Below are 20443 nucleotides of genomic sequence, written 5' to 3'. Positions count from 1 at the left end.
TTGATCCACGGTCCACGGGCGGGACCGCGCGCTCCGAACCTACTGCCAGTCGCGACGGCGACACGAATCCGGAAGCCGCCACGGGCGGCCTGGAGGCGCGGTGCGGGCCCGCACCGCGCCTCCAGGCCGCCAGAGCGGACCGGCCACCCCCACCAGGTTGCCGGCGGAGAAGAGCGCCTGCGCCGTGAAGCCGGGGCCGCCGCCGATCCCGCCGGCGACCGGACCCGCGCCCTCCACCGGGTCGATGAACGAGTACGAGGTCGGCGCCGAGATCGCGTCCGCGACCGGTGCTCCCGCGGGGGAGTCCCAGCCGAACAGCGCGGCGGAGAAGGCGCGGAGGCGATCCGGCTCGGGGCCGATGAGCTCGACGTGCACGACGGCGTTCACCATGACGCCGTCGTACTCCGTGCGGGCCTGCCGACGGTGCGGACCATGCGGCGCTCCCGGACGCCTCCGTCGACCTGCTCGACGCCGTCGAACGCGAACCCGTGCTTCCGGTAGAACGCCTGTGCCCGTGGGTTCGGGTCCGCCACCCACAGCACCGCGTCCTGTCCGAGCCCGACGACCGCGTCGAGCAGGGCGCTCCCCGCACCGGAGCCGTGGTGTCCGTCGAGCAGGTACAGGACGTACAGCTGCACCGTGCCGGGCGATGCGTCCACAGCGGGGCCCGACATCGCGATGCCGACGACCTCGCCGGCGTGTTCGGCGACCGCGATCCGGTTCGCGGCGTACCGCTCGTCGGTGAGCGCGGCGTCCCAGAAGCCCTCGCGGCGGGCGGTGGAGCCCGGGTCGTCGAGCACGGCGTCCGGCATCAGTCCCCGGTAGGTGGTGCGCCACGACGCGACGTGGACGCGTGCCATCGCCGCTGCGTCCGCCGGTCGGGCGGGGCGGACGGTCACCGCAGCCACGTCGGCTCCGCGAACAGCGCCTCGAGCTCCGTGACCAGCCGTGACGCGTGGAACCCGTCGGCGGCGGCGTGGTTGACCTGCAGCGCCAGCGGCACGACCGTCCGCTCGCCCACGGTCCGGTAGCGCCCGAGCGTGATGATCGGCAGGAGGTGGTCGTACCCGTCGCGGACGTGCAGGGCGAACCCGGTGAACGACGTCCGCGGGAAGGTCGAGACGTCGAAGACGTTCCGCGGCCGGTCGTCCTGCGGGAACATCCGGACGTCGTCGCGGTACTCGTCGATCGTCCTCCGGGCCGCGGCGTGGAAGCGTCGGAAGTCGTCGTCGTACGACACGACCAGGGCGGAGAAGGTCTCGGTCTCCGGGTGGAACACGGTGAACATCGGGTGCACGACGTCCCAGACGGCGGGGGAGCCGTCGTCGAGCAGCTGCATCCGGAACTCGGGGTGCCGGTTGACGACGGTCGCGATCGCCCAGATCTGGGACGCGTACGTCGTCGCGTCGCTGCCCCGGACGGCCTCGACGAACGCGGTCACGTCGACGTCGACAGTGATCTCGTACGAGCACTGCGTGCGCTGTCGGTAGTGCTCGAAGTGCTCGCGTCGGGGCCACTGCGCGAGGTCGATCGGTCGGGGTTCCGTCACCGCTCCAGGGTGGCCCGGCGGGCGCTCCGTAGGGTGGAGCCATGCCGACGCTCGAACGAGTCCCCGCCCTGGTCGCGACCGGGTTCCTCGCGATCCCGGTCGCCGAGGCCCTCGTCGCGCTGCCGCATGAACTGCTGACGCGCATCGAGGGTGCACCCATCGATCCGGACCTGGCCGACACCGCGGCGTTCTCGGAGGCGTACGGCTTCCCCCTCGAGGGCGGTGCGAACTGCATCGTGGTCGCCGGCCGGCGCGGCGACGACGTCCGCTACGCCGCCTGCGTGGTCCTCGCGTCGACGAAGCTCGACGTGAACCGAGTCGTGAAGAAGCTCCTCGACGTGCGGAAGGCCAGCTTCGCGCCGATGGACGACGCGGTGGAGCTGACCGGGATGGAGTACGGCGGCATCACACCGATCGGCCTGCCCGCGTCGTGGCCCGTCTACGTCGACGAGCGCGTGCTGAGCGCACCCGACGTCGTGATCGGCGCCGGGCGCCGTGGCGCGAAGCTGTTCCTGCCCGGAGCGGTCCTCGGCGCACTGCCGAACGTGACCGTCGTCGGGGGCCTGGCGACCGAGCCGGTCAGTCCGACGGCCGGATGAGGCAGAACGGGTGCCCCGCCGGGTCGAGGTAGACCCGGAACGTGTCCGTCCCCGATCCGGTGGCCGTCGCACCGATCGCCAGCACCGCCGCCTCGCCGGTGTCGAGGTCGTCGACCTTCACGTCGAGGTGGCTCTGCTGCGGGACGTCCTGCCCGGGCCACTCCGGCTGCCGGTAGTCGGTGACCTGCTGGAAGGCGAGGATCGGGCGGTGGTCGGTGAAGGGGAGCGCCACCTCGGCCCAGTCCTCGTCGAAGCCGACGATCTCCCCGCCGAGCAGTTCGGCGTAGAAGCGGGCGAGTGTGCGCGGGTCCGGGCAGTCCAGGACGACGACGTCGAGTGTGCCGATCATGGGCGACACGCTAGACCGGTCAGCGGGCGGCCGTCAGGGCCTTCGTGATGCGCTGCAGCGAGACGGTCTCGGCGGTGCCGAGCTCCTGCGCGAACAGGCTGAGCCGGAACTCCTCGAGCATCCACCGGGCGTGCACGAGCTCCGGGTGCGCCCCGACCGCCGGAGGGAAGGTGCCGCCGGCGTCGACGTAGCGATCGGTGGCGACGGTGACCTCGCGCATCCAGGTGGCGTCGCGGCCGGGGTTCTGCAGGAGCTTCTGCACGCGGGCGTCGACGCCCTGCAGGTACACGCGGATGCGCCGGAGGCGGTCGAGCCCGGCCACCGAGACGAACCCGGGGAACACGAGCCGTTCCATCTGCTGTCGCATGTCGGTCAGCGCCGGCAGGAGTGACATCGAGTTCGCCTGCTTCAGCGATCGTTCGGCGGCGCGGTGCGCGGCGAGGACCGCTGCGACCTCGGACACCGCGGTGAACATCGTGTCGACGACCGTGGAGGACACGGCGTCCCGCACGGCGTCGAAGGCCGCCTTCGTGAACACCAGGCCGTCGGGGTGCTCGCGCCGGATCCCCGCGTCGACCACGGCGGCGAGGACGTCGTCGAACAGTGCCGCTGTGGAGGGGTAGGGACTGGCGGCGAGGGCGAGCTTCTCCTGTGCGGTCAGGTGCGACTGGATGTACGACACCGGCGACGGCACCGCGTGCATGACCAGGCGCCGGACGCCCGCGGGCATGCGGACGGTGCGGTCCGACGGGGTGGCGAGGAGCTGCACGCCGACGGTCGCCTTCGGCCCGTCGCCCTCCTCGACCAGCGCCGGGTACGCGCGGATGACACCGCCGGCCTGCTTCGTGTCGAGGACCTGCGGCAGGTCGTCGGACGGCCACGTGGTCAGGCCGGACCGTTCCACCTGCGGACCCGCGCCCGCGGACGCGACGCGAGCCGCGCCTCCTGGTCGGTTGGCGGCACGCACCGTCGCGGAGGCGACGCTCTGCTGGGTCCGGTCCTTCAGCTTGGTCTGCAGCGCCGCGAGGTCCTTGCCGGCCTCGACGCGGCGACCGCGCTCGTCGACCACGGCCCACGTCGGCAGCAGGTGTGCGGGGACCCGGGACAGGTCGAAGTCGGACTCGGACACCGGCACGTACGTCATCCGCTGGATCGCCTTCGCGAGGGTGGCGCGGAACGACTCGGTGGGTTCGGTCGGGGCGTCGTCCGGCAGTTCCGCGACGATCTTCTCGGCCCAGTCGGCGGCTGGCACGACGTTCTTCCGGATCTGCTTCGGCAGCGACTTGATGAGCGCGGTGACGAGCTCCTTGCGGAGGCCGCGCACCTGCCAGTCGAAGCCCTCCTCGCGCATGCGCGGGAGCAGCGCGAGGGGGACCTGCACGCTGACGCCGTCGTCCTGCGCGCCCGGCTCGAAGCGGTACTTGATCGCGAGCCGCTGGTCACCGCTCCGCCACTGGGTGGGGTACTCGGTGTCGTCCTCCGCTGCCTCGGCCGCGTCCTCGTCGAGGAGGTCCGAGCGGCGCATGGTGAGCAGGTCCGGCTGCTCGCGGCGGGTGGTGCGCCACCACCCCTCGAAGTCGCGCATCGTGGCGACGTCGGCGGGGACGCGGGCGTCGTAGAACTCGTAGACCTTCTCGTCGTCGAGCAGGATGTCGCGGCGACGGGTGCGTTCCTCGAGCTGCTCGAGTTCCTTGCGGAGGCGGCGGTTCGCGCGGTCGAAGGCCTGCTGCGACTCCCACTCGCCCTCGACGAGGGCGTGCCGGATGAACAGCTCGCGGGAGTGCACCGGATCGATGCGTGCGTACTGCACGCGGCGACGTTGCACCACCGGGACGCCGAACAGCGTGACGCGTTCGTACGCGACGACGGCGCCCTGCTTCTTCTCCCAGTGCGGCTCGCCGTAGGTGCGCTTGAGCAGGTCGCCGGCGAGCGGCTCGACCCAGGTCGGGTCGATGCGCCCGACGGTGCGCGCGAACAACCGGCTCGTCTCGACGAGCTCGGCAGCCATGACCGCGTCCGGCTGCTTCTTCGCCAGGACACTGCCCGGGAAGACCACGAACCGGGTGTTCCGGGAGCCGAGGTAGTCGCGCTTCTCGCGGTCGCGCAGTCCGATCTGGCTCAGCAGCCCCGCGAGCAGGGAACGGTGCACCGCGTCCCCGTCGTCGCTGCGGGACTGCCCGACCCGGACGTCGACCTGCTTCGCGGCGCGCGAGAGCTGGCGGTACAGGTCCTGCCACTCACGGATGCGGAGGTAGTTGAGGAACTCGGCCTTGCACAGCCGTCGGAACGCGCTCGACGACAGTTCCTCCTGCTTGTCCTCGATGTGGTTCCAGAGGTTGAGCAGCGTGAGGAAGTCGCTCGTCGGGTCGGCGAAGCGGGCGTGCAGCTGGTCGGCGTGCGCGCGCTTCTCGAGGGGGCGTTCGCGCGGGTCCTGGATGCTCAGGGCGCTGACGATCGCGATGACCTCGCGCCCGACACCCTGCCTGCCAGCCTCGAGCACCATCCGGCCGAGCCGCGGGTCGATCGGCAGACGGGTGAGCTGTCGACCGGTCTTCGTGATCTGCCCGCCCTTGTCGACGGCACGGAGCTCGCGCAGCAGGTCGAGGCCGTCCTTCACGCCGCGGGAGTCCGGTGGCTGCAGGAACGGGAACGACTCGATGTCGCCGAAGCCGAGCGAGATCATCTGCAGGATCACGGCGGCGAGGTTCGTGCGGAGGATCTCGGGGTCGGTGAACTCGGGGCGGCGCGCGAAGTCCTCTTCCGAGTACAGCCGGATCGCGATGCCCGCACTCGTGCGCCCCGCTCGGCCCGAGCGCTGGTTCGCGCTCGCCTGGCTGACCGCCTCGATCGGGAGCCGCTGCACCTTCGCCCGCGGCGAGTAGCGCGAGATGCGGGCGGTGCCCGTGTCGATGACGTACTTGATGCCGGGGACGGTCAGCGAGGTCTCGGCGACGTTCGTGGCGAGGACCACACGTCGACGGACGCCGGGGGAGTTCCGGCGTTCGAAGACGCGGTGCTGGTCGGCGGCGGACAGGCGGCCGTACAGGGGGAGGACCTCGGTGCCGGGGTAGCGCTTGCCCTCGATGGCGTCCTGCGCGTCGCGGATCTCGTTCTCGCCGGACAGGAACACGAGGACGTCGCCCGCGGATTCCTGGGCGAGTTCGTCGAGGGCGTCCGTGATGCCCTGCAGGGTGTCGCGGTCGTCGGCGCCGGTGCCGCTGTCGCCGGTGCGCGAGTCGGACTCGTCGTCCGCGTCGTCGTCGGCGACGTCCTCGGCGACGAGCGGGCGGTACCGGATCTCCACCGGGTACGTCCGCCCGGAGACCTCGATGATGGGGGCGCCACCGAAGTGCTTCGAGAAGGACTCGGGGTCGATCGTCGCACTCGTGATGATCAGCTTGAGGTCGGGTCGGCGGGCCAGCAGCCGCTTGAGGTACCCGAGCAGGAAGTCGATCGTCAGGGACCGCTCGTGCGCCTCGTCGATGATGATCGTGTCGTAGCGCTTCAGGTCGCGGTCGAAGTGGATCTCGTTGAGCAGGATGCCGTCCGTCATCACCTTGATGCGGGTGTCCGCGCTCACGCGGTCCGTGAAGCGCACCTGGTAGCCCACGAGGCCGCCGAGTTCGCCGCCGAGTTCCTCGGACACGCGCTCGGCGATGGTGCGCGCGGCGATGCGTCGTGGCTGCGTGTGCCCGATGTGCTCACGACCGAGTTCGAGGCAGATCTTCGGCAGCTGCGTCGTCTTGCCCGAACCGGTGGCGCCGGCCACGATGACGACCTGGTTGTCCCGGATGGCGGCCGCGATGTCGTCCCGCCGCTGCGAGACCGGCAGTTCGGGCGGGTAGGTGATGACGGGCGTGGTCGACATGAGCATTCCAGCTTACAACCGCGTGCGCAGCCGCTCAGCCGAGCCGGGTGTCGAGCGGGGCACCGAGCTGTGCAGCGAGTTCGTCGCCGGTCCGTGCCGGCAGAGCGCACACCCGGTCGTGGCACACGTACCCGGCGGGATCGGCGCCGTCGCGGGACGTGAACGCGTCGAAGCCGGCCGCCGACCACGCCCGCGCCTGCTCCGGGGTGACCAGGGCGACGACCGTGCCCGGCCGCCGTGCCGTCCGCGCCGCCACCCGGAGCGGGTCGGCGGGGTCGGACGCCACGACGACGACCTCGCGCGACGGCCGCCGCAGGGTCAGTGCGACCCCCAGGGCATCGGCGTGCCCGAGCGGCCGTTCCGTCCCGGTGACGGCCCGGTCGGCGACGAGCCGTGCGGCGGCGCTCCGGTAGGCGTCGTCGCCGGTCAGCGCCGCGAGGACGGCGGCGGCCGATGCCAGCCCGACCGTCCCGGAGCGCAGGGCGGTCTGCGGCTGCTCGCCCGTCGCCGTGCCGGCAGCGGCGAGCACCGGGTCCACGTCGAAGCGCCCGGCGAGACCGTCGTCGACCAGGCCGCGCGCGACCTCGGCGTACCGGACGTCGCCCGTCACGAGAGCGAGCTCGAGGAGCCCCTCGGCGAACAGGCCGACGTCCTCGATGGTCGGCGGCGCCGCGGACGCACCCCGGGTGGAGCTCGAGCGGACGGTGACGTGACCGTCCTGGACGTGCGTGGCGAGCAGTGCCTCGGCTGCACCGCGGGCCAACTCGACCATCTCGTCGTCGCCGTGGCGCGCCCCGGCGACGGCGAGCCCGCGGATCGCGAGGCCGTTCCACCCGGTCAGCACCTGGTCGTCGAGCGGCGGCGGGTCCAGGCGCGCGCGTTCGTCGAGCGGCAGCCGGTACCACTCGCCCTCGACACGGCGGCCGTCGATGGTCGACTCGCTGTCCTGGGCGGCGACGAACGCGCCGTCGTCGCGGCGGAGGGTGTCGCGCAGGAAGTCGGCGATGCCGCGCGACTGCTCCGCACCGGCGACGGGGAGCAGCCCGGCGTTGTCGTAGAGCATGCGTTCGTAGTGCGGGACGGACCAGTCGCGTCTGGTCGCGTAGCGGAAGACCCCGCCGTCGGCGTCGGTCAGCTCCGAGCGCCGGATCGCGTGCAGGGAGCGGTCGAGCAGGGCAGCCGCCCCGGCACCGACCCCGTCGCCGTCGGCTGCGACGTCGCCCAGGAACTCGAGCAGGGGTGCGCTCGGGAACTTCGGTGCGCCGCCGAACCCGCCGTACGTGGTGTCCTCGGCCTGCGCCAACTGGTCGGCGACGGCCCGGATGCGGTCCACCTCCGGGAGGCGCGGCTCGGCCCCGCCGCCGTCGGCACCCGTCCGGGCGGTCGCGTCCGCCTCGGCGCCCTGCCGGATCGCCGTCGCGATGGCGCTCGCGTTCGCGTCGACCTCGTGCCGACGCTCCGTCCACGCATCGAGCACCGCGGCGGTGATCTGCCGGAACGACGGCACCTGCCCGACCGGCGACGGCGGGAAGTAGGTCCCCGCGAAGAACACGTGCCCGTCCGGCGTCAGGAACGTCGTCAGCGGCCAGCCGAGCTGCTGGGTGAAGGCGCTCGCCGCGGCCATCAGGCTGGCGTCGACGTCGGGCCGTTCTTCCCGGTCGACCTTGACGGCGACGAAGTCCCGCCGCAGGAGTTCGCCGACCTCGGGGTCCGCGAAGGTCTCCCGTGCCATCACGTGGCACCAGTGGCACGTCGCGTACCCGACCGAGACGAGGACGGGGACACCCCGTTCCCGCGCTTCGGCGAAGGCGTCGGGACCCCACTCGCGCCAGTCCACCGGGTTGTCGGCGTGCAGGCGGAGGTACGGGCTGACCGAGGTGCCGAGCCGGTTGTCGTTCATGCCTCCAGCGTGCCCCGTCGTCGCTGGGCACGGCCGTCAGCGCCGTCGTGCGTGGAGAACTCGCCGTCCTCCACAGGCTCAGTCCGGGATCCACCCCGTCAGGGACGCGAGCCGACGCGCCACCGCGAGCGGGGCGGTGGAGTCGGTGTCCAGCCTGGTGACCGTGTCCGCGGTGGCCGTGTCGAGCCTCCCGGCCGTGCGCGTGCTGTGCGCGAGCTGCGCCTGCGGGGTCGAGCCGCCCGCCCGTCTGGTGAGCCGATCGGCGACGACGGCGTCGCCGGCCCGCAGCAGCACCACGGTGACGACCGGGTCGTCGCCCATCGCGGCGGCGAGACGCTCGTGTTCGAGCACCGACACGGTGTTCGTGTAGACGAGCCGGTGGTGACCCAGCTCGCGGTACCGGGCCCACATCGCGGCGAGGTTCCGCTCGGCGAGGTGCGCCTCCGGGTGCTCGACGTGGGGCGCGGGGTGGGCGAGGTCGAGGACGTCGCCCTCGATCACCGCGTGCCGGACGTCGGCGGCCACCAGCAGGTCGTGCAGCGCCGCGGCCGCGGTCGACTTCCCCACGCCGGAGCGACCCCCGACGAAGAGGACCTCGGACCGGGGCACGGGCTCAGCCCAGGCCGAGTGAGAGCAGGGCGAGCGCGGCGTCCTCGGGCCCGTAGTCGAACATGCGGTCCCAGAACGGGTCCTCCGCCCAGGGCACGTCGCCGTCGACGGGGACGGCGTGCGCGGTCTCGACGAGCCAGTCGAGCTCGGGCACGACGGCCGACGCGAACGACGGCGGAGACCAGCCGAGTGCCCTCGCGGCGGTGGTGTCGAGGACGAACGGCGACGGCGACGACCACGGCGTCGTCCCGACGAACGCCGGGGCGTCCTCGTCGAGCAGGACCTCGTCGAAGGTGTGGTCGAGGTGGCCGGCGATCGTCCGGACGATCTCGAGGACGGACGGCGCCGCGTCGTCCGCGACGTTGAGGATGCGACGGTCGGGAGCGTCCGCGAGGAGCCGCACGAGCGACCCGATGCCGCTCGCCGCGGTGGTGTGGTCGACGCCTCGACCGCGGTCGGCGAGCAGCACGCGCTCGCGGCCGTCGAGCACCCGCCGGACGACGAACCACTCACGCGGTCGACCGATGCCGACGCCGTACACCTTCGACGGGCGCAGCACCGTGACCGGGGCGCCGTGGTCGAGGAGGACCTGCTCGGCAGCGACCTTCGCGGCTCCGTAGCCGTCGCGGCTCGTCGGGTCGCCGTCCGCCGCGGTGAGGGTGGGCTGCAGCTCGGTGACCGCTCCGCCGAAGACCGGCTTGTCCGTCGAGTTGGCGTGTCGCCCCTGTTCGTCGACGTAGACGGCCTTCGAGGACACGAACACCGTCGACCCCACGTCGTCCAGGAACGGCCGGAGCTGCACGGCGTCGTCGCGGGTCGCGCCGACCGTGTCGACGAGGAGGTCTGCGCCGGGACGCAGGAGGTCGCGGAGCGTGCTCGTGTCGCGCCGGTCACCAGCCGTGAACGAGGCACCGGCTGCGGTCAGTGCATCGGCGACGGGGCCTCCGCGACGGGCCACCACCTCGACCTGCCAGTCGTCGCCGCCACGCCCCGAGGCGTCGAGGAGTTCCCGGGCGACGGCCGAGCCGATGCCGCCGGTGCCGCCGAGGACGACCGCGCGTCTGGTGCTCATGGGTGCAACCGTAGTGCGCAGGGGTGTGGGGGCGCGGTGCTGCGGACTGGGCGTCGCGGGCGTGCGTCGGGCGGGGCGCGTCGGACGCGGCGTCGCGGGCGTGCGCCGGGCGTGGCGCGTCAGGACGCCAGGGACTCCTCGTGTCGCCACCAGTCCAGGAGCGACCCGTCGTACACCCGCACCTTCTCGTGCCCGAGCACCGTCAGTGCGAGCGCGTCGACGCAGGCAGCGGAGCCCACGCCGCAATAGGTGACGATCTCGTCGGCGTCGATGACCTCGGCGAAGGCGGCCTCGAGCTCCGCCCCGCGCAGGTAGGCGTTGGTGTCCGGATCGACGAGGGTGTCCACGGCGATGGTGGTCGTGCCGGGGACCACGGGTGGGTGCTCGACACCGAGGTCGGACGCGGGCGCGGCCAGGACCAGCGACGCGGGCTGCTCGCCGGTGACGGCCCGGAGCACGCGGTCGTGGTCGGCCCAGAGCGGGCGTTCCTCGCCGGCCAGGAACGCCGTCGGCGACGGTGACGGCGCAGCACGGAGTGCCCCGACCCGCACGGGCCGGCCCTCGTCGCGCCACTTCGTGAAGCCGCCGTCGAGCACCGCGACGGAGTCGAAGCCGAACGAGCGGAAGATCCACCAGAGGCGCGCCGACCACTCGCCGAGGCTGTCGTCGTAGACCACCACGGTCGACGTGTTCGACACCCCGAGTTCCTGTGCCGCGGCTTCGAACCGCTCGGCGCCGGGACGGGTGAAGGGGAGGTCGGCGTCCGGCGTCGAGAACGCCCGGACGAGGTCGGCGTACCGCGCGCCGGGGACGTGGCCTCGCTGCTCGTAGGAGTCCTCGGCGGTGTGCCACATCGTCTCGAGGCCGTTGCCCTCCGTGTGCACGGAGGCGTCGAGCACGACGAGCTCGTCAGCACCGAGGTGGTCTGCGAGCCACTGCGTCGACACGAGCGGCGAGGTCAGGACGGGGGCCATGTCCGTCAGGGTAAGCGCGACCCCTGACGTGTGCGAGGGAAGCGGACACACGGCGCAACGCGTGGGTGCCGGAGTGCGGCGTGCGCGCCGCGCCGCGCCCCGCCCCGCGCGTCCCACCGTCCGGCCGCACGCAGAACGGCCCGTCCCGGAACCGGGACGGGCCGTTCGACGGGCGGGTGTGTCAGTGCGCGGCGGCCGGGATGCTCCCGGTCACGGCGGAGCTGGCGTGCGCGAGCTTGTCGAGCCGCACCCGCTGCCGGTTGATCAGGAGCCCGCCGGCCAGGGCGACCAGCACGAGCACGCCGGCCGAGATGCCGAAGGCCACGTGGTAGCCGTCGAGCACGGCCTGCGCCTGCTGCAGCTTCGTGGGGGCGCCGGACAACCCGGAGAGGCTGTCCTTCACGACGTCGGCGAAGATCGTCGAGAGCAGCGCGGTGCCGATCGAGCCGCCGATCTGCTGCATCGTGTTGACGGTCGCCGAGGCCACGCCGGCGTCGGCGCGGGCGACCCCGGTCGTCGCGGTGTTCATCGCGGACGAGAAGATCGTGCCCATGCCGAGGCCGATGACGACCAGCGCGGGCAGGACGGTGCCTGCGTAGGAGCTGTCGAGGTCGGTACGGAGGAGGAGCAGGAGTCCGGTCGCCGCGACGAGGCCGCCGGCGAAGATCAGCACCTTCGGGCCGACGCGGGGCAGCAGGCGGCCACCGATCTGCGTCGCCGAGATCATGATCGAGAGCGGCATCGGCAGGAACGCCAGACCCGTCTGCAGCGAGGAGAACCCGAGGGTCTGCTCGAGGTAGTAGGTCAGGAACAGGAAGATGCCGAACATGCCGATCGCCACGAGGCCGATCGCCACGAACGAGCCGCCGCGGTCGCGGTCGAGGACGACACGGAGCGGGAGCAGCGGGTGCGCGACCCGGGTCTCGATGAACACGAACGCGGCGATGAGCACGACGCCCACGGCGAGCATCGCGATCGTGACGGGGGAGTCCCAGCCGTTCGTCTCGGCGTTCGAGAAGCCGTAGACGACGCCGACCAGGCCGAGGGTGATCGCCACGACGCCGAGCACGTCGATGCGCGGACGCTCGACCTTCGGCGGCTTCTCCATGAAGACGAGGGCGCCGATGACGCCGAGCACGGCGAAGACGACGTTCACGTAGAGGCACCAGCGCCACGACGCGTACTCGGTGAGCACGCCGCCGAGGAGCAGCCCGATGGCCGCGCCGGAACCCGCGATGGAGCCGAAGATGCCGAAGGCGCGACCGCGTTCCTTCGGGTCGCGGAAGGTGGTGGTCAGCATGCCGAGCGCGGACGGGGCGAGCAGCGCGCCGAACACGCCCTGCAGCGCGCGGGCCGCGACGAGCAGACCGAACGAGTCCGCCAGGCCGCCGAGCACCGAGGCGACGGCGAACCCGACGAGGCCGATGATGAAGGTGTTCTTCCGGCCGAACAGGTCACCGAGGCGGCCGCCGAGCAGGAGCAGGGAACCGAACGCGAGCGAGTAGGCCGTGACGATCCACTGCCGCTGGTCGGTGCCGAAGCCGAGGTCCGCCTGCGCGGAGGGGAGCGCGATGTTCACGATGGTGGCGTCGAGCACCACCATCAGCTGCGCGAGGGCGATGACCGCCAGGGCGATCCAGCGGTGGTTGGCCTTGGCGGGGGTGGTGCCTGGAGTCGTGGGTGCTGCCCCGGTGGGGGTCGGCACGGTTCGTTCTGCCGTCACGGCAGCCTCCTTCGAGAAGGTGGAGGGAGGGGCGCGCACCGTCGGGCGTCCTCGGGAAGATGGGTCAACCGGATGCGAGGCATCCGCTTGTGATCAGTGTAGACCGAAACGGAAGCTCCGCATCCACTTATTCCCAGAAAGTTCAACTACGGTCGACGGGTGAGCACCACCGACTCCGCCGAACTCGAGCGCCCCCTCCGCGCAGACGCCGCACGCAACCGCGAGCTGATCCTGCAGACGGCGCGGAAGTGCTTCGCCGAGCGGGGCCTGTCCGTGACGCTGAACGACATCGCGCACGAGGCCGGGGTCGGGGTCGGCACCGTGTACCGCCGGTTCGCCGACAAGGACGCCCTGATCGAGGCGCTCCTCGCGACGAAGTTCGAGGCGATGAACGACGCCGCGGCCCGCGCCGCCGACGAGACCGACCCGCGTGAAGCGCTCCGGGTGTACCTGATGGGCGTGTTCGAGTTCCGTGCCCGCGACCGCGCACTGGCCGACGCCATCGTCCGCGCGGGGAAGTCCCGGCCGTCGATCGTGCACGAGCGCGACCGGCTCGAGTCGCAGGTGTCCGCGATCATCGGTCGCGCACGTGACGCCGGGGTGGTGCGCGTCGGCTTCGACTACCGCGACCTGCCCATGCTCACGACGATGGTCGGGTCCGTGGCGGACGCCACCCGCGCGCACGACCCGAACGCCTGGCGCCGGTACGCCGAGGTGATCGTGGAGGGCATCCTGCCCGGTGGCACCGAGGCGCCGATGATCGGCGAACCCCTCGACCGCGAGTCGATCGAGCGCGCACTGCACGCGCAGTCCTGACCCGACGCCGGACGGCCCGGCGCCCCTACAACCAGCTGGGCAACCAGTAGTGGGACCGGATGAAGTCCCACGGCACCTGGATGCCGGTCCACATCGGGTACCAGTACGCCGAGGCGAGCACGACGACCCCGAGGTACACGCCGACCCACACGACGGCACGGGTCCTCCGCGGACGCGGGTCCGACCGCGACCCGAGCACGAGCCCGATCGCCGCCGCCAGAGCCATCACCATGAACGGCTCGAACGCGATCGTGTAGAACTGGAAGACCGTCCGGTCGACGTAGAGCAGCCACGGCAGGTACCCCGCCCCGACGCCCATCAGGACGAAGGCGTACTCCCACCGCCGCCGCAGGACCCAGAGCACGAGCAACGCCACCGTCGCGACGACCGCCGCGTACCAGACGAACGGGTTCGCGATGCCCGTGATCGCCTCGCCGCACCGGGTCGCCGTGCAGCCGTCCTGCCCGGCGTTCGTGCCCACGTAGTACATCGACGTCGGCCGCTGCATCAGGAGCCAGAGCAGCGGGTTCGCCTGGTACGAGTGCGGGGTGTGCAGCCCGATGTTGAAGCCGTAGATCTCGGACTGGTAGTGCCACCAGTTCTGCAGGCTGTCCGGGACCCACGAGAGCACGCCCGTCCAGCGCTGTCCGCCGGACGCGATCCAGTCGCGGTCCCAGCCGTCCTTCGAGACGAACCAGCCGGTCCACGACGCCACGTACGTGACCGCCGCGATCGGCACGGTGAGCAGGAACGACACCGGGCCCTGCTGCAGCCAGGCGCTCGACGACCAGAACTCCACACCGGCGCGCCTGCGCAGCATCATGTCGGTGAGCACGGAGTACACCGCGAAGAACGCCAGGAAGTACATCCCGGACCACTTCGTCGCCGTCGCCAGGCCGAGGGCGAGGCCCATCGCCAGCAGCCAGGGCCGCCACCAGAGCACCGGCCCCCAGAGCGTGTCCCGCCCCGCTGCCGCCCGCTTCGCGACCCACGCGTCGAGCCGGCGCGACGTCCACCGCCGGTCGAGCAGGAGCGCGCCGAAGCCGAGCACGACGAAGAACGTCAGGATCCCGTCGAGCAGCGTCACGCGGGACATCACGATCGCCTGGCCGTCGACCGCCAGCAGGAAGCCCGCGAGCGTGCCGACGAGCGTCGAGCGGAACAGCGACCGCGCGATCACCGCGGTCAGGAACACCGTCGCGATGCCGAGCACGGCGACCGCGAACCGCCAGCCGAAGGAGTCGTCGGCGCCGAACAGCAGCATGCCGAGGCCGATGAGGTACTTGCCGAGCGGTGGGTGCGCGATGAACTCCGCCGCGCTGGTGAAGATCGAGGTCTCGCCGGACGCGAAGCGCTCGTCCGTCGTCGGCAGCGAGTCGTCGTTCGGGTTGCCCGGCCACGTGCCCTCGTACCCGAGGTGCACGATCGACCAGCCGTCCTTGACGTAGTACGTCTCGTCGAAGACGAGCGAGTGCGGGTGCCCGAGCCCGACGAGGCGCAGCACGGCGGCCAGCAGCGTGACCGCGAGCGGACCCGTCCACCGCCAGACCGCGACCCGCCGCGACGTCGAGAGCACCCGCCCCCACCAGTCGTCGAGACGGGAGCCGACCGGCCCGTCGGGGACGGCGGTGCGGTCGTCGGTCAGCTCGCTGGTCATCGGCAGCATCCTACGGATCGCACCCACGACGGACCTGCCACCACAATGGGGAGGTGATCGTGCTCGCAGCAACGCCCATCGGCAACCTCGGCGACGCCTCCCGGAGGCTGGTCGAGACGCTCTCGAACGCGAGCGTGGTGGCGGCCGAGGACACCCGGACCGCGATCCACCTGATGCGCGCGCTCGGCATCGAGAACCGTCCGCGGCTCATCGCCCTGCACGAGCACAACGAGCGGGCGAAGGCCGCCGAGGTGGTCGAGCTCGCCCGCGACGAGGACGTGGTCGTCCTCACCGACGCCGGCATGCCCGCGATCAGCGACCCCGGCTTCCCGTTGGTCGAGGCGGCAGCGGCCGCCGGCGTGACCGTGACCGCGCTGCCGGGTCCGTCCGCCGTGCTGATGGCGCTCGCCGTCTCCGGCCTGCCGACGGACCGGTTCTCGTTCGAGGGGTTCCCCACCCGCAAGGGCGGGGAGCGCCGGCGTCGCTTCGCGTCGCTGTCCGGGGAGCAGCGGACGATGGTCTTCTTCGAGTCGCCGCACCGGTTGCCGGACACCCTGGTCGACATGGCCGCCGGGTTCGGCGACGACCGGCGCGCGGTGGTCTGCCGCGAGCTGACGAAGCTCCACGAGGAGGTCCGTCGCGGTTCCCTCGCCGAGCTCGCCTCCTGGGCGGCCGAGGGGGTCCGCGGTGAGATCTGCGTCGTCGTCGAGGGGTCGACCGGCGAGCAGGACGTCGCCACGATCGAGGACGGCGTCCGGCTCGTGCTCGAGCGGGTCGCCGCCGGCTCCCGCATGAAGGAGGCCGCGGCGGCCGTCGCGGACGCGACCGGGCTCTCGAAACGCGACCTCTACGAGGGTGCGCTCGCGGCGCGGTGACGGCGCGCACCACCGGTCTGGAGGCGCGGTGCGGTGCCGCCACGAGCCTCCCGTCCGGTTCTCCACAGGCTGCGCGCGGGGCGCGTCACGCGGCTCCGGCGCGCCCGTAGGATGGTCCGCATGTCCGACGGGTCCTCGTTCAGCATCACCACGCCGATCTTCTACGTGAACGACGTGCCCCACATCGGGCACGCCTACACCGAGGTCGCGGCGGACGTCCTCGCGCGCTGGCACCGGCAGCGCGGCGACGACACCTGGCTGCTCACCGGCACCGACGAGCACGGACAGAAGATCCTGCGCACCGCCAGCGCGAACGAGGTCACTCCGAAGGAGTGGGCCGACCGACTGGTGACCGACGCCTGGAAGCCGCTGCTCGACACGGTCGACGTGGCGAACGACGACTTCATCCGCACCACCGACGAGCGCCACGAGCGCGGCGTGACGGCGTTCCTCCAGAAGCTCTACGACGACGGCTACATCTACGCCGGCGAGTTCGAGGGCTTCTACTGCGTGGGCTGCGAGGAGTACAAGCAGCCGAGCGACCTCGTCCCCGGCACCGGCGCGTACGAGGGGCAGCAGGTCTGCGCGATCCACTCGATCCCGGTCGAGGTGCTGTCCGAGCGCAACTACTTCTTCCGCATGAGCGACTTCGAGCAGCCGCTGCTCGACCTCTACGAGTCGAACCCGCTGTTCATCCAGCCGGAGAGCGTCCGCAACGAGATCGTCTCGTTCGTCAAGCAGGGGCTGCGCGACCTGTCGATCTCGCGGTCGAGCTTCGACTGGGGCATCCAGATCCCGTGGGACAGCGACCACGTGCTGTACGTGTGGTTCGACGCGCTCCTCAACTACGTCACGGCGCTCGGCTACGGCAGCGACGACGACGAAGCGTTCCGTCGCCTCTGGCCGAGCGTCCACATCGTCGGCAAGGACATCGCCCGCTTCCACGCGGTGATCTGGCCCGCCATGCTCATGGCCGCCGGGCTGCCCGTCCCGGAGCGCGTCTTCGGCCACGGCTGGCTGCTCGTCGGCGGCGAGAAGATGTCGAAGTCGAAGCTGACCGGCATCGCGCCGTCGGAGATCACCGACACCTTCGGCTCGGACGCGTTCCGGTACTACTTCCTGCGCTCGATCACCTTCGGCCAGGACGGCAACTTCAGCTGGGAGGACATCTCCGCCCGCTACCAGGCCGAGCTCGCCAACGGCTTCGGCAACCTCGCCTCACGGCTGGTCGCGATGCTGCAGAAGTACTTCGACGGGGCCGTCCCTGCCCGCGGCGAGCTGTCCGCGTCCGACCAGGCGGTCGACGACCTCGCCGTGTCCGTCACCGAACGCGCCGACGCGGCCATCGCGGCCTTCGCCCCGCACGAGGCCATCGCCGCCGTGTGGGAACTCGTCGACGCGCTGAACGGGTACATCACCGAGCAGCAGCCGTGGGCCCTGGCGAAGGACGACGCGAACCGCGAGCGGCTCGGCACCGTCCTGACCACCGCGCTCCGCGGTCTCGGCACCGTCGCGGTGCTGCTCTCGCCGGTGATGCCGAAGGCGACCGAGAAGCTCTGGGCCGCGATCGGCGCCGGCGGGTCGATCGCCGAGCAGCGCGTCGACCGTGCGTACGAGTGGCAGGGCGCGGACCACGTCGTGCCGCTCGAGAGCGGACTCTTCCCGCGGATCGAGCAGGCGGAGCAGGGCGCAGCGTGACCGACGCGCACCTCCGCTCCCGCGGCGACGGGGACGGCTCCGGGCGAGACCTGACCTACCCGCCGCTGCCCCAGACGCTCGTGGTGCCGGTGTACGACAACCACACGCACATGGAGATCGCCGACGGCGGTGACGGGGCGCTCGACTACCGGGAGCACCTGGACCGCGCGTCGAGCGTCGGCGTGCGCGGCGTCGTGCAGGTCGGCACCGACCTGGCGATTTCGGAGTGGTCCGCCCGCATCGCCGCACGCGAGCCCCGGGTGCTCGCCGCGGTGGCGCTGCACCCGAACGAGGCACCGGAGCTCGACGCTGCCGGGCTGCTCGACGAGCACCTCGCGGGGATCGAGCGGCTGGCGGCGCTGCCCCGGGTCCGCGCGATCGGCGAGACGGGGCTCGACTTCTTCCGTACCGGCGAAGACGGCCGCGACGCGCAGATCCGTTCCTTCGAGGAACACATCCGCATCGCGAAGGAGCACGACCTCGCGTTGACGATCCACGACCGCGACGCGCACGACGCCGTGGTCGAGGTCCTCGACCGCGTCGGCGCCCCGGAGAAGACCGTGTTCCACTGCTTCTCCGGCGGCCCCGACCTGGCACGCCTGTGCGCCGAGCGCGGTTGGTACATGTCGTTCGCGGGCACGGTCACGTTCAAGAACGCGGAGCCCCTGCGCGAAGCCCTGCGCGTCGCGCCCCGCCACCTGGTCATGGTCGAGACCGACGCACCGTTCCTGACGCCGACGCCGTTCCGCGGGCGACCCAACGCGCCGTACCTCATCCCGCTCACCCTGCGGTCGATGGCCGAGACCATCGGCACGGACGCCTCGATGCTCGCCGCGCAGATCGCATCGACGACGGAGCTCGTCTACGGCGCGTGGGACGCCGAGCCCGTCACCGTGGACGAGTGAGCGTGGCCGCCCTGCTCGGCCCGGCGGAGATCCGGGACCTCGCCGCCCAGCTCGACGTCACCCCGACGAAGAAGCTCGGACAGAACTTCGTCCACGACGCCAACACGGTGCGGCGGATCGTCGCCTCCGGACGGGTCGCACCGGACTCCCGCGTGCTCGAGATCGGCCCGGGGCTCGGGTCGCTGACGCTCGGGCTCACCGAGACCGGCGCCTCCGTCACCGCGGTCGAGATCGACGGTCGGCTCGCTGCGCAGCTGCCCACGACGGTGTCCGCGATGCAGCCGGACGCCCGGCTGCGGGTCGTGCACCAGGACGCGCTCGCGCTCACCGCCGACGAGCTGCCGGAAGCGCCGACGCACGTCGTCGCGAACCTGCCCTACAACGTCTCCGTGCCGGTGCTGCTGCACCTCCTGGCGACCTTCCCCTCCATCGAGCGGGCGCTGGTGATGGTGCAGGCCGAGGTCGGGTACCGGATCGCGGCCGAACCGGGCAGCAAGGTCTACGGGTCGCCCAGCGTGAAGGCCGCCTGGTACGGCTCGTGGTCGATCGCGGGTCAGGTCAGCCGACAGGTGTTCTGGCCGGTGCCGAACGTCGACAGCGTGCTCGTCGGGTTCGACCGGCACGACCAGCCCGGGGACGAACGGCTCCGCGCGCAGGTGTTCGCCCTGGTCGACGGCGCGTTCCAGCAGCGCCGCAAGATGCTCCGGCAGAGCCTGTCCGGCGTGCTGGGCGGGAGCGCGCGCGCCTCGGAGCTCCTCACCGCGGCCGCGGTGGACCCGACGGCCCGTGGTGAGATGCTCAGCGCGGACGACTTCGTGCGCCTCGGCCGGACCGTCCTCGACGCTGCGGCGTAGCCCCGTTCGCCGTCGACCCGACCCGCCAGTGTCCGGGACGCTGGAAGCCGACCGGCAGCAGTGTGCCGTCGTCGCCCCGCGCGGCGTTGACCTGCATCTGCGTGAGGTACACGGCGCCACGGAGGTCGGCACCGCGCAGGTCCGCATCCCGCAGGTCCACGCCGAGCATGTCGCACCGGTCGAGCACCGCACCGCGCAGGTCGGCGGCGATCGCCAGGCTGCCGCGCAGCGTCCGACCCCGGAGGTCGGCACCGCGCAGGTCGGCCCCGACCAGGTCGGCGCCGGGCACCAGCCGTCGGTCGGGTGCTCCGACGGGAGCGTCCGCGCGGATCGCCTCGCTCGCCTCGACCAGCAGCGGACGGCCGCGGTCGTACTCGGCGTCGACGTCGAGTGCCGCGAGCTCCTCGGGCGTGCCGTCGCTCAGCAGGCGGACCCGTTCGAACGCGTCCAGCCAGCGCTGCTCGTCGGCGCGGTCGACGCCCTGCACGAGCGCGACCGCCTCGTCGAGGTACCGGAGCAGGTCGTGCAGGCGCCGCACGATCGGGAACGCGGCGAACATCGAGCGCTGCGTCGCCGCGTCGTCCCGCCACGAGCGTCCGGCGAAGGTGTGCCGGGACACCTTCTGGCCGGCCCCGGAGCAGTCGAAGACCGTGCAGCCGGCGAACCCGCGTTCCCGGAGGTGCGGGTGGATGCGGCACCCGTCGGTCTCGTCGAGGTTCTCGCACGGGTCGCCGGCGTCCTTGTCGAACGGGAAGTCGGCGGACTTCGCGAAGGCCAGGGCGACGCAGCAGAGCCCGAAGCAGTTCGCGCAGTCGGCGCCGAGGTCCTCGCGGCGGCCGAGCGCCACGCGGGTGCGGGTCATGCGGGCTCCAGTCCGTCGGTCGGGCGCTCCATCATCTCGCGCCGCGGCGCCGCTCGTGGGGAGGCCGGACGCCCGCACGACCGGAGCGGTGCTCGAGCTCGTCGCCCGCGCGACCTGCCCTAGGCTCTCGGAC

General features: G+C 72.2%; 18 protein-coding genes. 6 read left to right on the top strand and 12 right to left on the bottom strand.

All coding sequences use genetic code 11. The features are described 5' to 3' along the window. Positions 1-39 precede the first annotated feature (39 nt). The 3 genes from AAEP86_RS17960 to AAEP86_RS17950 are packed head-to-tail and all read right to left on the bottom strand — an operon-like array spanning position 40 to position 1549. Complete coding sequence (locus AAEP86_RS17960; RefSeq protein ID WP_420368639.1) at positions 40-390, bottom strand: hypothetical protein; 351 nt, start codon at positions 388-390, stop codon at positions 40-42. Next, a complete protein-coding gene (locus tag AAEP86_RS17955) occupies positions 384-860 on the bottom strand; it encodes a GNAT family N-acetyltransferase (protein ID WP_420368638.1) in 477 nt (158 codons plus the stop codon). The genes AAEP86_RS17960 and AAEP86_RS17955 overlap by 7 nt, the downstream gene beginning before the upstream one ends. A gap of 35 nt (positions 861-895) precedes the next feature. Beyond that, on the bottom strand, positions 896-1549 hold the full coding sequence (locus AAEP86_RS17950; protein ID WP_420368637.1) for a CatA-like O-acetyltransferase: 654 nt from the start codon (positions 1547-1549) through the stop codon (positions 896-898). Between the two features lie 41 nt (positions 1550-1590). Between AAEP86_RS17950 and AAEP86_RS17945 the strand changes: the two genes are divergently transcribed. Further along, on the top strand, positions 1591-2148 hold the full coding sequence (locus AAEP86_RS17945; RefSeq protein ID WP_420368636.1) for a YbaK/EbsC family protein: 558 nt from the start codon (positions 1591-1593) through the stop codon (positions 2146-2148). Here the strand turns inward: AAEP86_RS17945 and AAEP86_RS17940 are convergent. From AAEP86_RS17940 to AAEP86_RS17910, 7 genes are all read right to left on the bottom strand, one after another. Beyond that, positions 2129-2497: a VOC family protein gene (locus tag AAEP86_RS17940; RefSeq protein ID WP_420368635.1), complete on the bottom strand. Its 369-nt coding sequence runs from the start codon at positions 2495-2497 to the stop codon at positions 2129-2131. The two genes, AAEP86_RS17945 and AAEP86_RS17940, sit on opposite strands and share 20 nt — an antisense overlap. 19 nt (positions 2498-2516) lie before the next feature. Further along, complete coding sequence (gene hrpA / locus AAEP86_RS17935) at positions 2517-6365, bottom strand: ATP-dependent RNA helicase HrpA (protein WP_420368634.1); 3849 nt, start codon at positions 6363-6365, stop codon at positions 2517-2519. Positions 6366-6399: 34 nt separating this feature from the next. Next, on the bottom strand, positions 6400-8265 hold the full coding sequence (locus tag AAEP86_RS17930; protein ID WP_420368633.1) for a thioredoxin domain-containing protein: 1866 nt from the start codon (positions 8263-8265) through the stop codon (positions 6400-6402). Positions 8266-8343: 78 nt separating this feature from the next. Next, complete coding sequence (locus AAEP86_RS17925; RefSeq protein ID WP_420368632.1) at positions 8344-8874, bottom strand: ATPase; 531 nt, start codon at positions 8872-8874, stop codon at positions 8344-8346. Positions 8875-8878: 4 nt separating this feature from the next. Further along, a complete protein-coding gene (locus tag AAEP86_RS17920; protein ID WP_420368631.1) occupies positions 8879-9946 on the bottom strand; it encodes an NAD-dependent epimerase/dehydratase family protein in 1068 nt (355 codons plus the stop codon). A 119-nt stretch (positions 9947-10065) separates the two neighbouring features. Then, on the bottom strand, positions 10066-10920 hold the full coding sequence (locus AAEP86_RS17915; RefSeq protein ID WP_420368630.1) for a sulfurtransferase: 855 nt from the start codon (positions 10918-10920) through the stop codon (positions 10066-10068). Positions 10921-11101: 181 nt separating this feature from the next. Beyond that, entirely contained in the window at positions 11102-12643 is a 1542-nt protein-coding gene (locus AAEP86_RS17910) for an MFS transporter (RefSeq protein WP_420368629.1), read from the bottom strand. A 159-nt stretch (positions 12644-12802) separates the two neighbouring features. Here AAEP86_RS17910 and AAEP86_RS17905 point away from each other — a divergent pair, with 159 nt between their 5' ends. Next, on the top strand, positions 12803-13459 hold the full coding sequence (locus tag AAEP86_RS17905; protein ID WP_420368628.1) for a TetR/AcrR family transcriptional regulator: 657 nt from the start codon (positions 12803-12805) through the stop codon (positions 13457-13459). 25 nt (positions 13460-13484) lie between these two features. Here AAEP86_RS17905 and AAEP86_RS17900 read toward each other — a convergent pair whose 3' ends face one another. After that, positions 13485-15116, bottom strand: a complete 1632-nt coding sequence (locus AAEP86_RS17900; RefSeq protein ID WP_420368627.1) for a dolichyl-phosphate-mannose--protein mannosyltransferase — start codon at positions 15114-15116, stop codon at positions 13485-13487. A 53-nt stretch (positions 15117-15169) separates the two neighbouring features. On the opposite strand from AAEP86_RS17900, the gene rsmI reads away from it, so the two are divergent. The 4 genes from rsmI (at position 15170) to rsmA (ending at position 19448) form a co-directional block, all read left to right on the top strand. Further along, complete coding sequence (gene rsmI, locus AAEP86_RS17895) at positions 15170-15991, top strand: 16S rRNA (cytidine(1402)-2'-O)-methyltransferase (RefSeq protein ID WP_420368626.1); 822 nt, start codon at positions 15170-15172, stop codon at positions 15989-15991. Between the two features lie 120 nt (positions 15992-16111). Beyond that, positions 16112-17689, top strand: coding sequence for a methionine--tRNA ligase (metG, locus tag AAEP86_RS17890; RefSeq protein WP_420368625.1), 1578 nt, complete (start codon positions 16112-16114; stop codon positions 17687-17689). Continuing rightward, complete coding sequence (locus AAEP86_RS17885; protein ID WP_420368624.1) at positions 17686-18594, top strand: TatD family hydrolase; 909 nt, start codon at positions 17686-17688, stop codon at positions 18592-18594. Before metG ends, AAEP86_RS17885 begins: the two co-directional genes overlap by 4 nt. Positions 18595-18596: 2 nt before the next feature. After that, a complete protein-coding gene (gene rsmA, locus AAEP86_RS17880; RefSeq protein WP_420370526.1) occupies positions 18597-19448 on the top strand; it encodes a 16S rRNA (adenine(1518)-N(6)/adenine(1519)-N(6))-dimethyltransferase RsmA in 852 nt (283 codons plus the stop codon). Here the strand turns inward: rsmA and AAEP86_RS17875 are convergent. Then, the gene (locus AAEP86_RS17875) at positions 19393-20310 is read right to left on the bottom strand and encodes a pentapeptide repeat-containing protein (RefSeq protein ID WP_420368623.1); all 918 of its coding nucleotides are present in this window, start codon (positions 20308-20310) and stop codon (positions 19393-19395) included. The two genes, rsmA and AAEP86_RS17875, sit on opposite strands and share 56 nt — an antisense overlap. Positions 20311-20443: the final 133 nt, after the last annotated feature.

The sequence above is a fragment of the Curtobacterium sp. L1-20 genome (genome assembly GCF_048755855.1).
In the GTDB taxonomy this organism is placed as follows: Bacteria; Actinomycetota; Actinomycetes; order Actinomycetales; family Microbacteriaceae; genus Curtobacterium.
Note: the sequence above shows the minus strand (reverse complement) of the source record. Positions and strands in the feature narration are given on the sequence as shown.

Bases quoted from the DNA above. Each gene is read 5' to 3' on its own strand.
- AAEP86_RS17960 (WP_420368639.1), bottom strand. From the start codon at position 390: ATGGTGAACGCCGTCGTGCACGTCGAGCTCATCGGCCCCGAGCCGGAT.
- AAEP86_RS17955 (WP_420368638.1), bottom strand. From the start codon at position 860: ATGGCACGCGTCCACGTCGCGTCGTGGCGCACCACCTACCGGGGACTG.
- AAEP86_RS17945 (WP_420368636.1), top strand. From the start codon at position 1,591: ATGCCGACGCTCGAACGAGTCCCCGCCCTGGTCGCGACCGGGTTCCTC.
- AAEP86_RS17940 (WP_420368635.1), bottom strand. From the start codon at position 2,497: ATGATCGGCACACTCGACGTCGTCGTCCTGGACTGCCCGGACCCGCGC.
- hrpA (WP_420368634.1), bottom strand. From the start codon at position 6,365: ATGTCGACCACGCCCGTCATCACCTACCCGCCCGAACTGCCGGTCTCG.
- AAEP86_RS17930 (WP_420368633.1), bottom strand. From the start codon at position 8,265: ATGAACGACAACCGGCTCGGCACCTCGGTCAGCCCGTACCTCCGCCTG.
- AAEP86_RS17920 (WP_420368631.1), bottom strand. From the start codon at position 9,946: ATGAGCACCAGACGCGCGGTCGTCCTCGGCGGCACCGGCGGCATCGGC.
- AAEP86_RS17915 (WP_420368630.1), bottom strand. From the start codon at position 10,920: ATGGCCCCCGTCCTGACCTCGCCGCTCGTGTCGACGCAGTGGCTCGCA.
- AAEP86_RS17900 (WP_420368627.1), bottom strand. From the start codon at position 15,116: ATGACCAGCGAGCTGACCGACGACCGCACCGCCGTCCCCGACGGGCCG.
- metG (WP_420368625.1), top strand. From the start codon at position 16,112: ATGTCCGACGGGTCCTCGTTCAGCATCACCACGCCGATCTTCTACGTG.
- AAEP86_RS17875 (WP_420368623.1), bottom strand. From the start codon at position 20,310: ATGACCCGCACCCGCGTGGCGCTCGGCCGCCGCGAGGACCTCGGCGCC.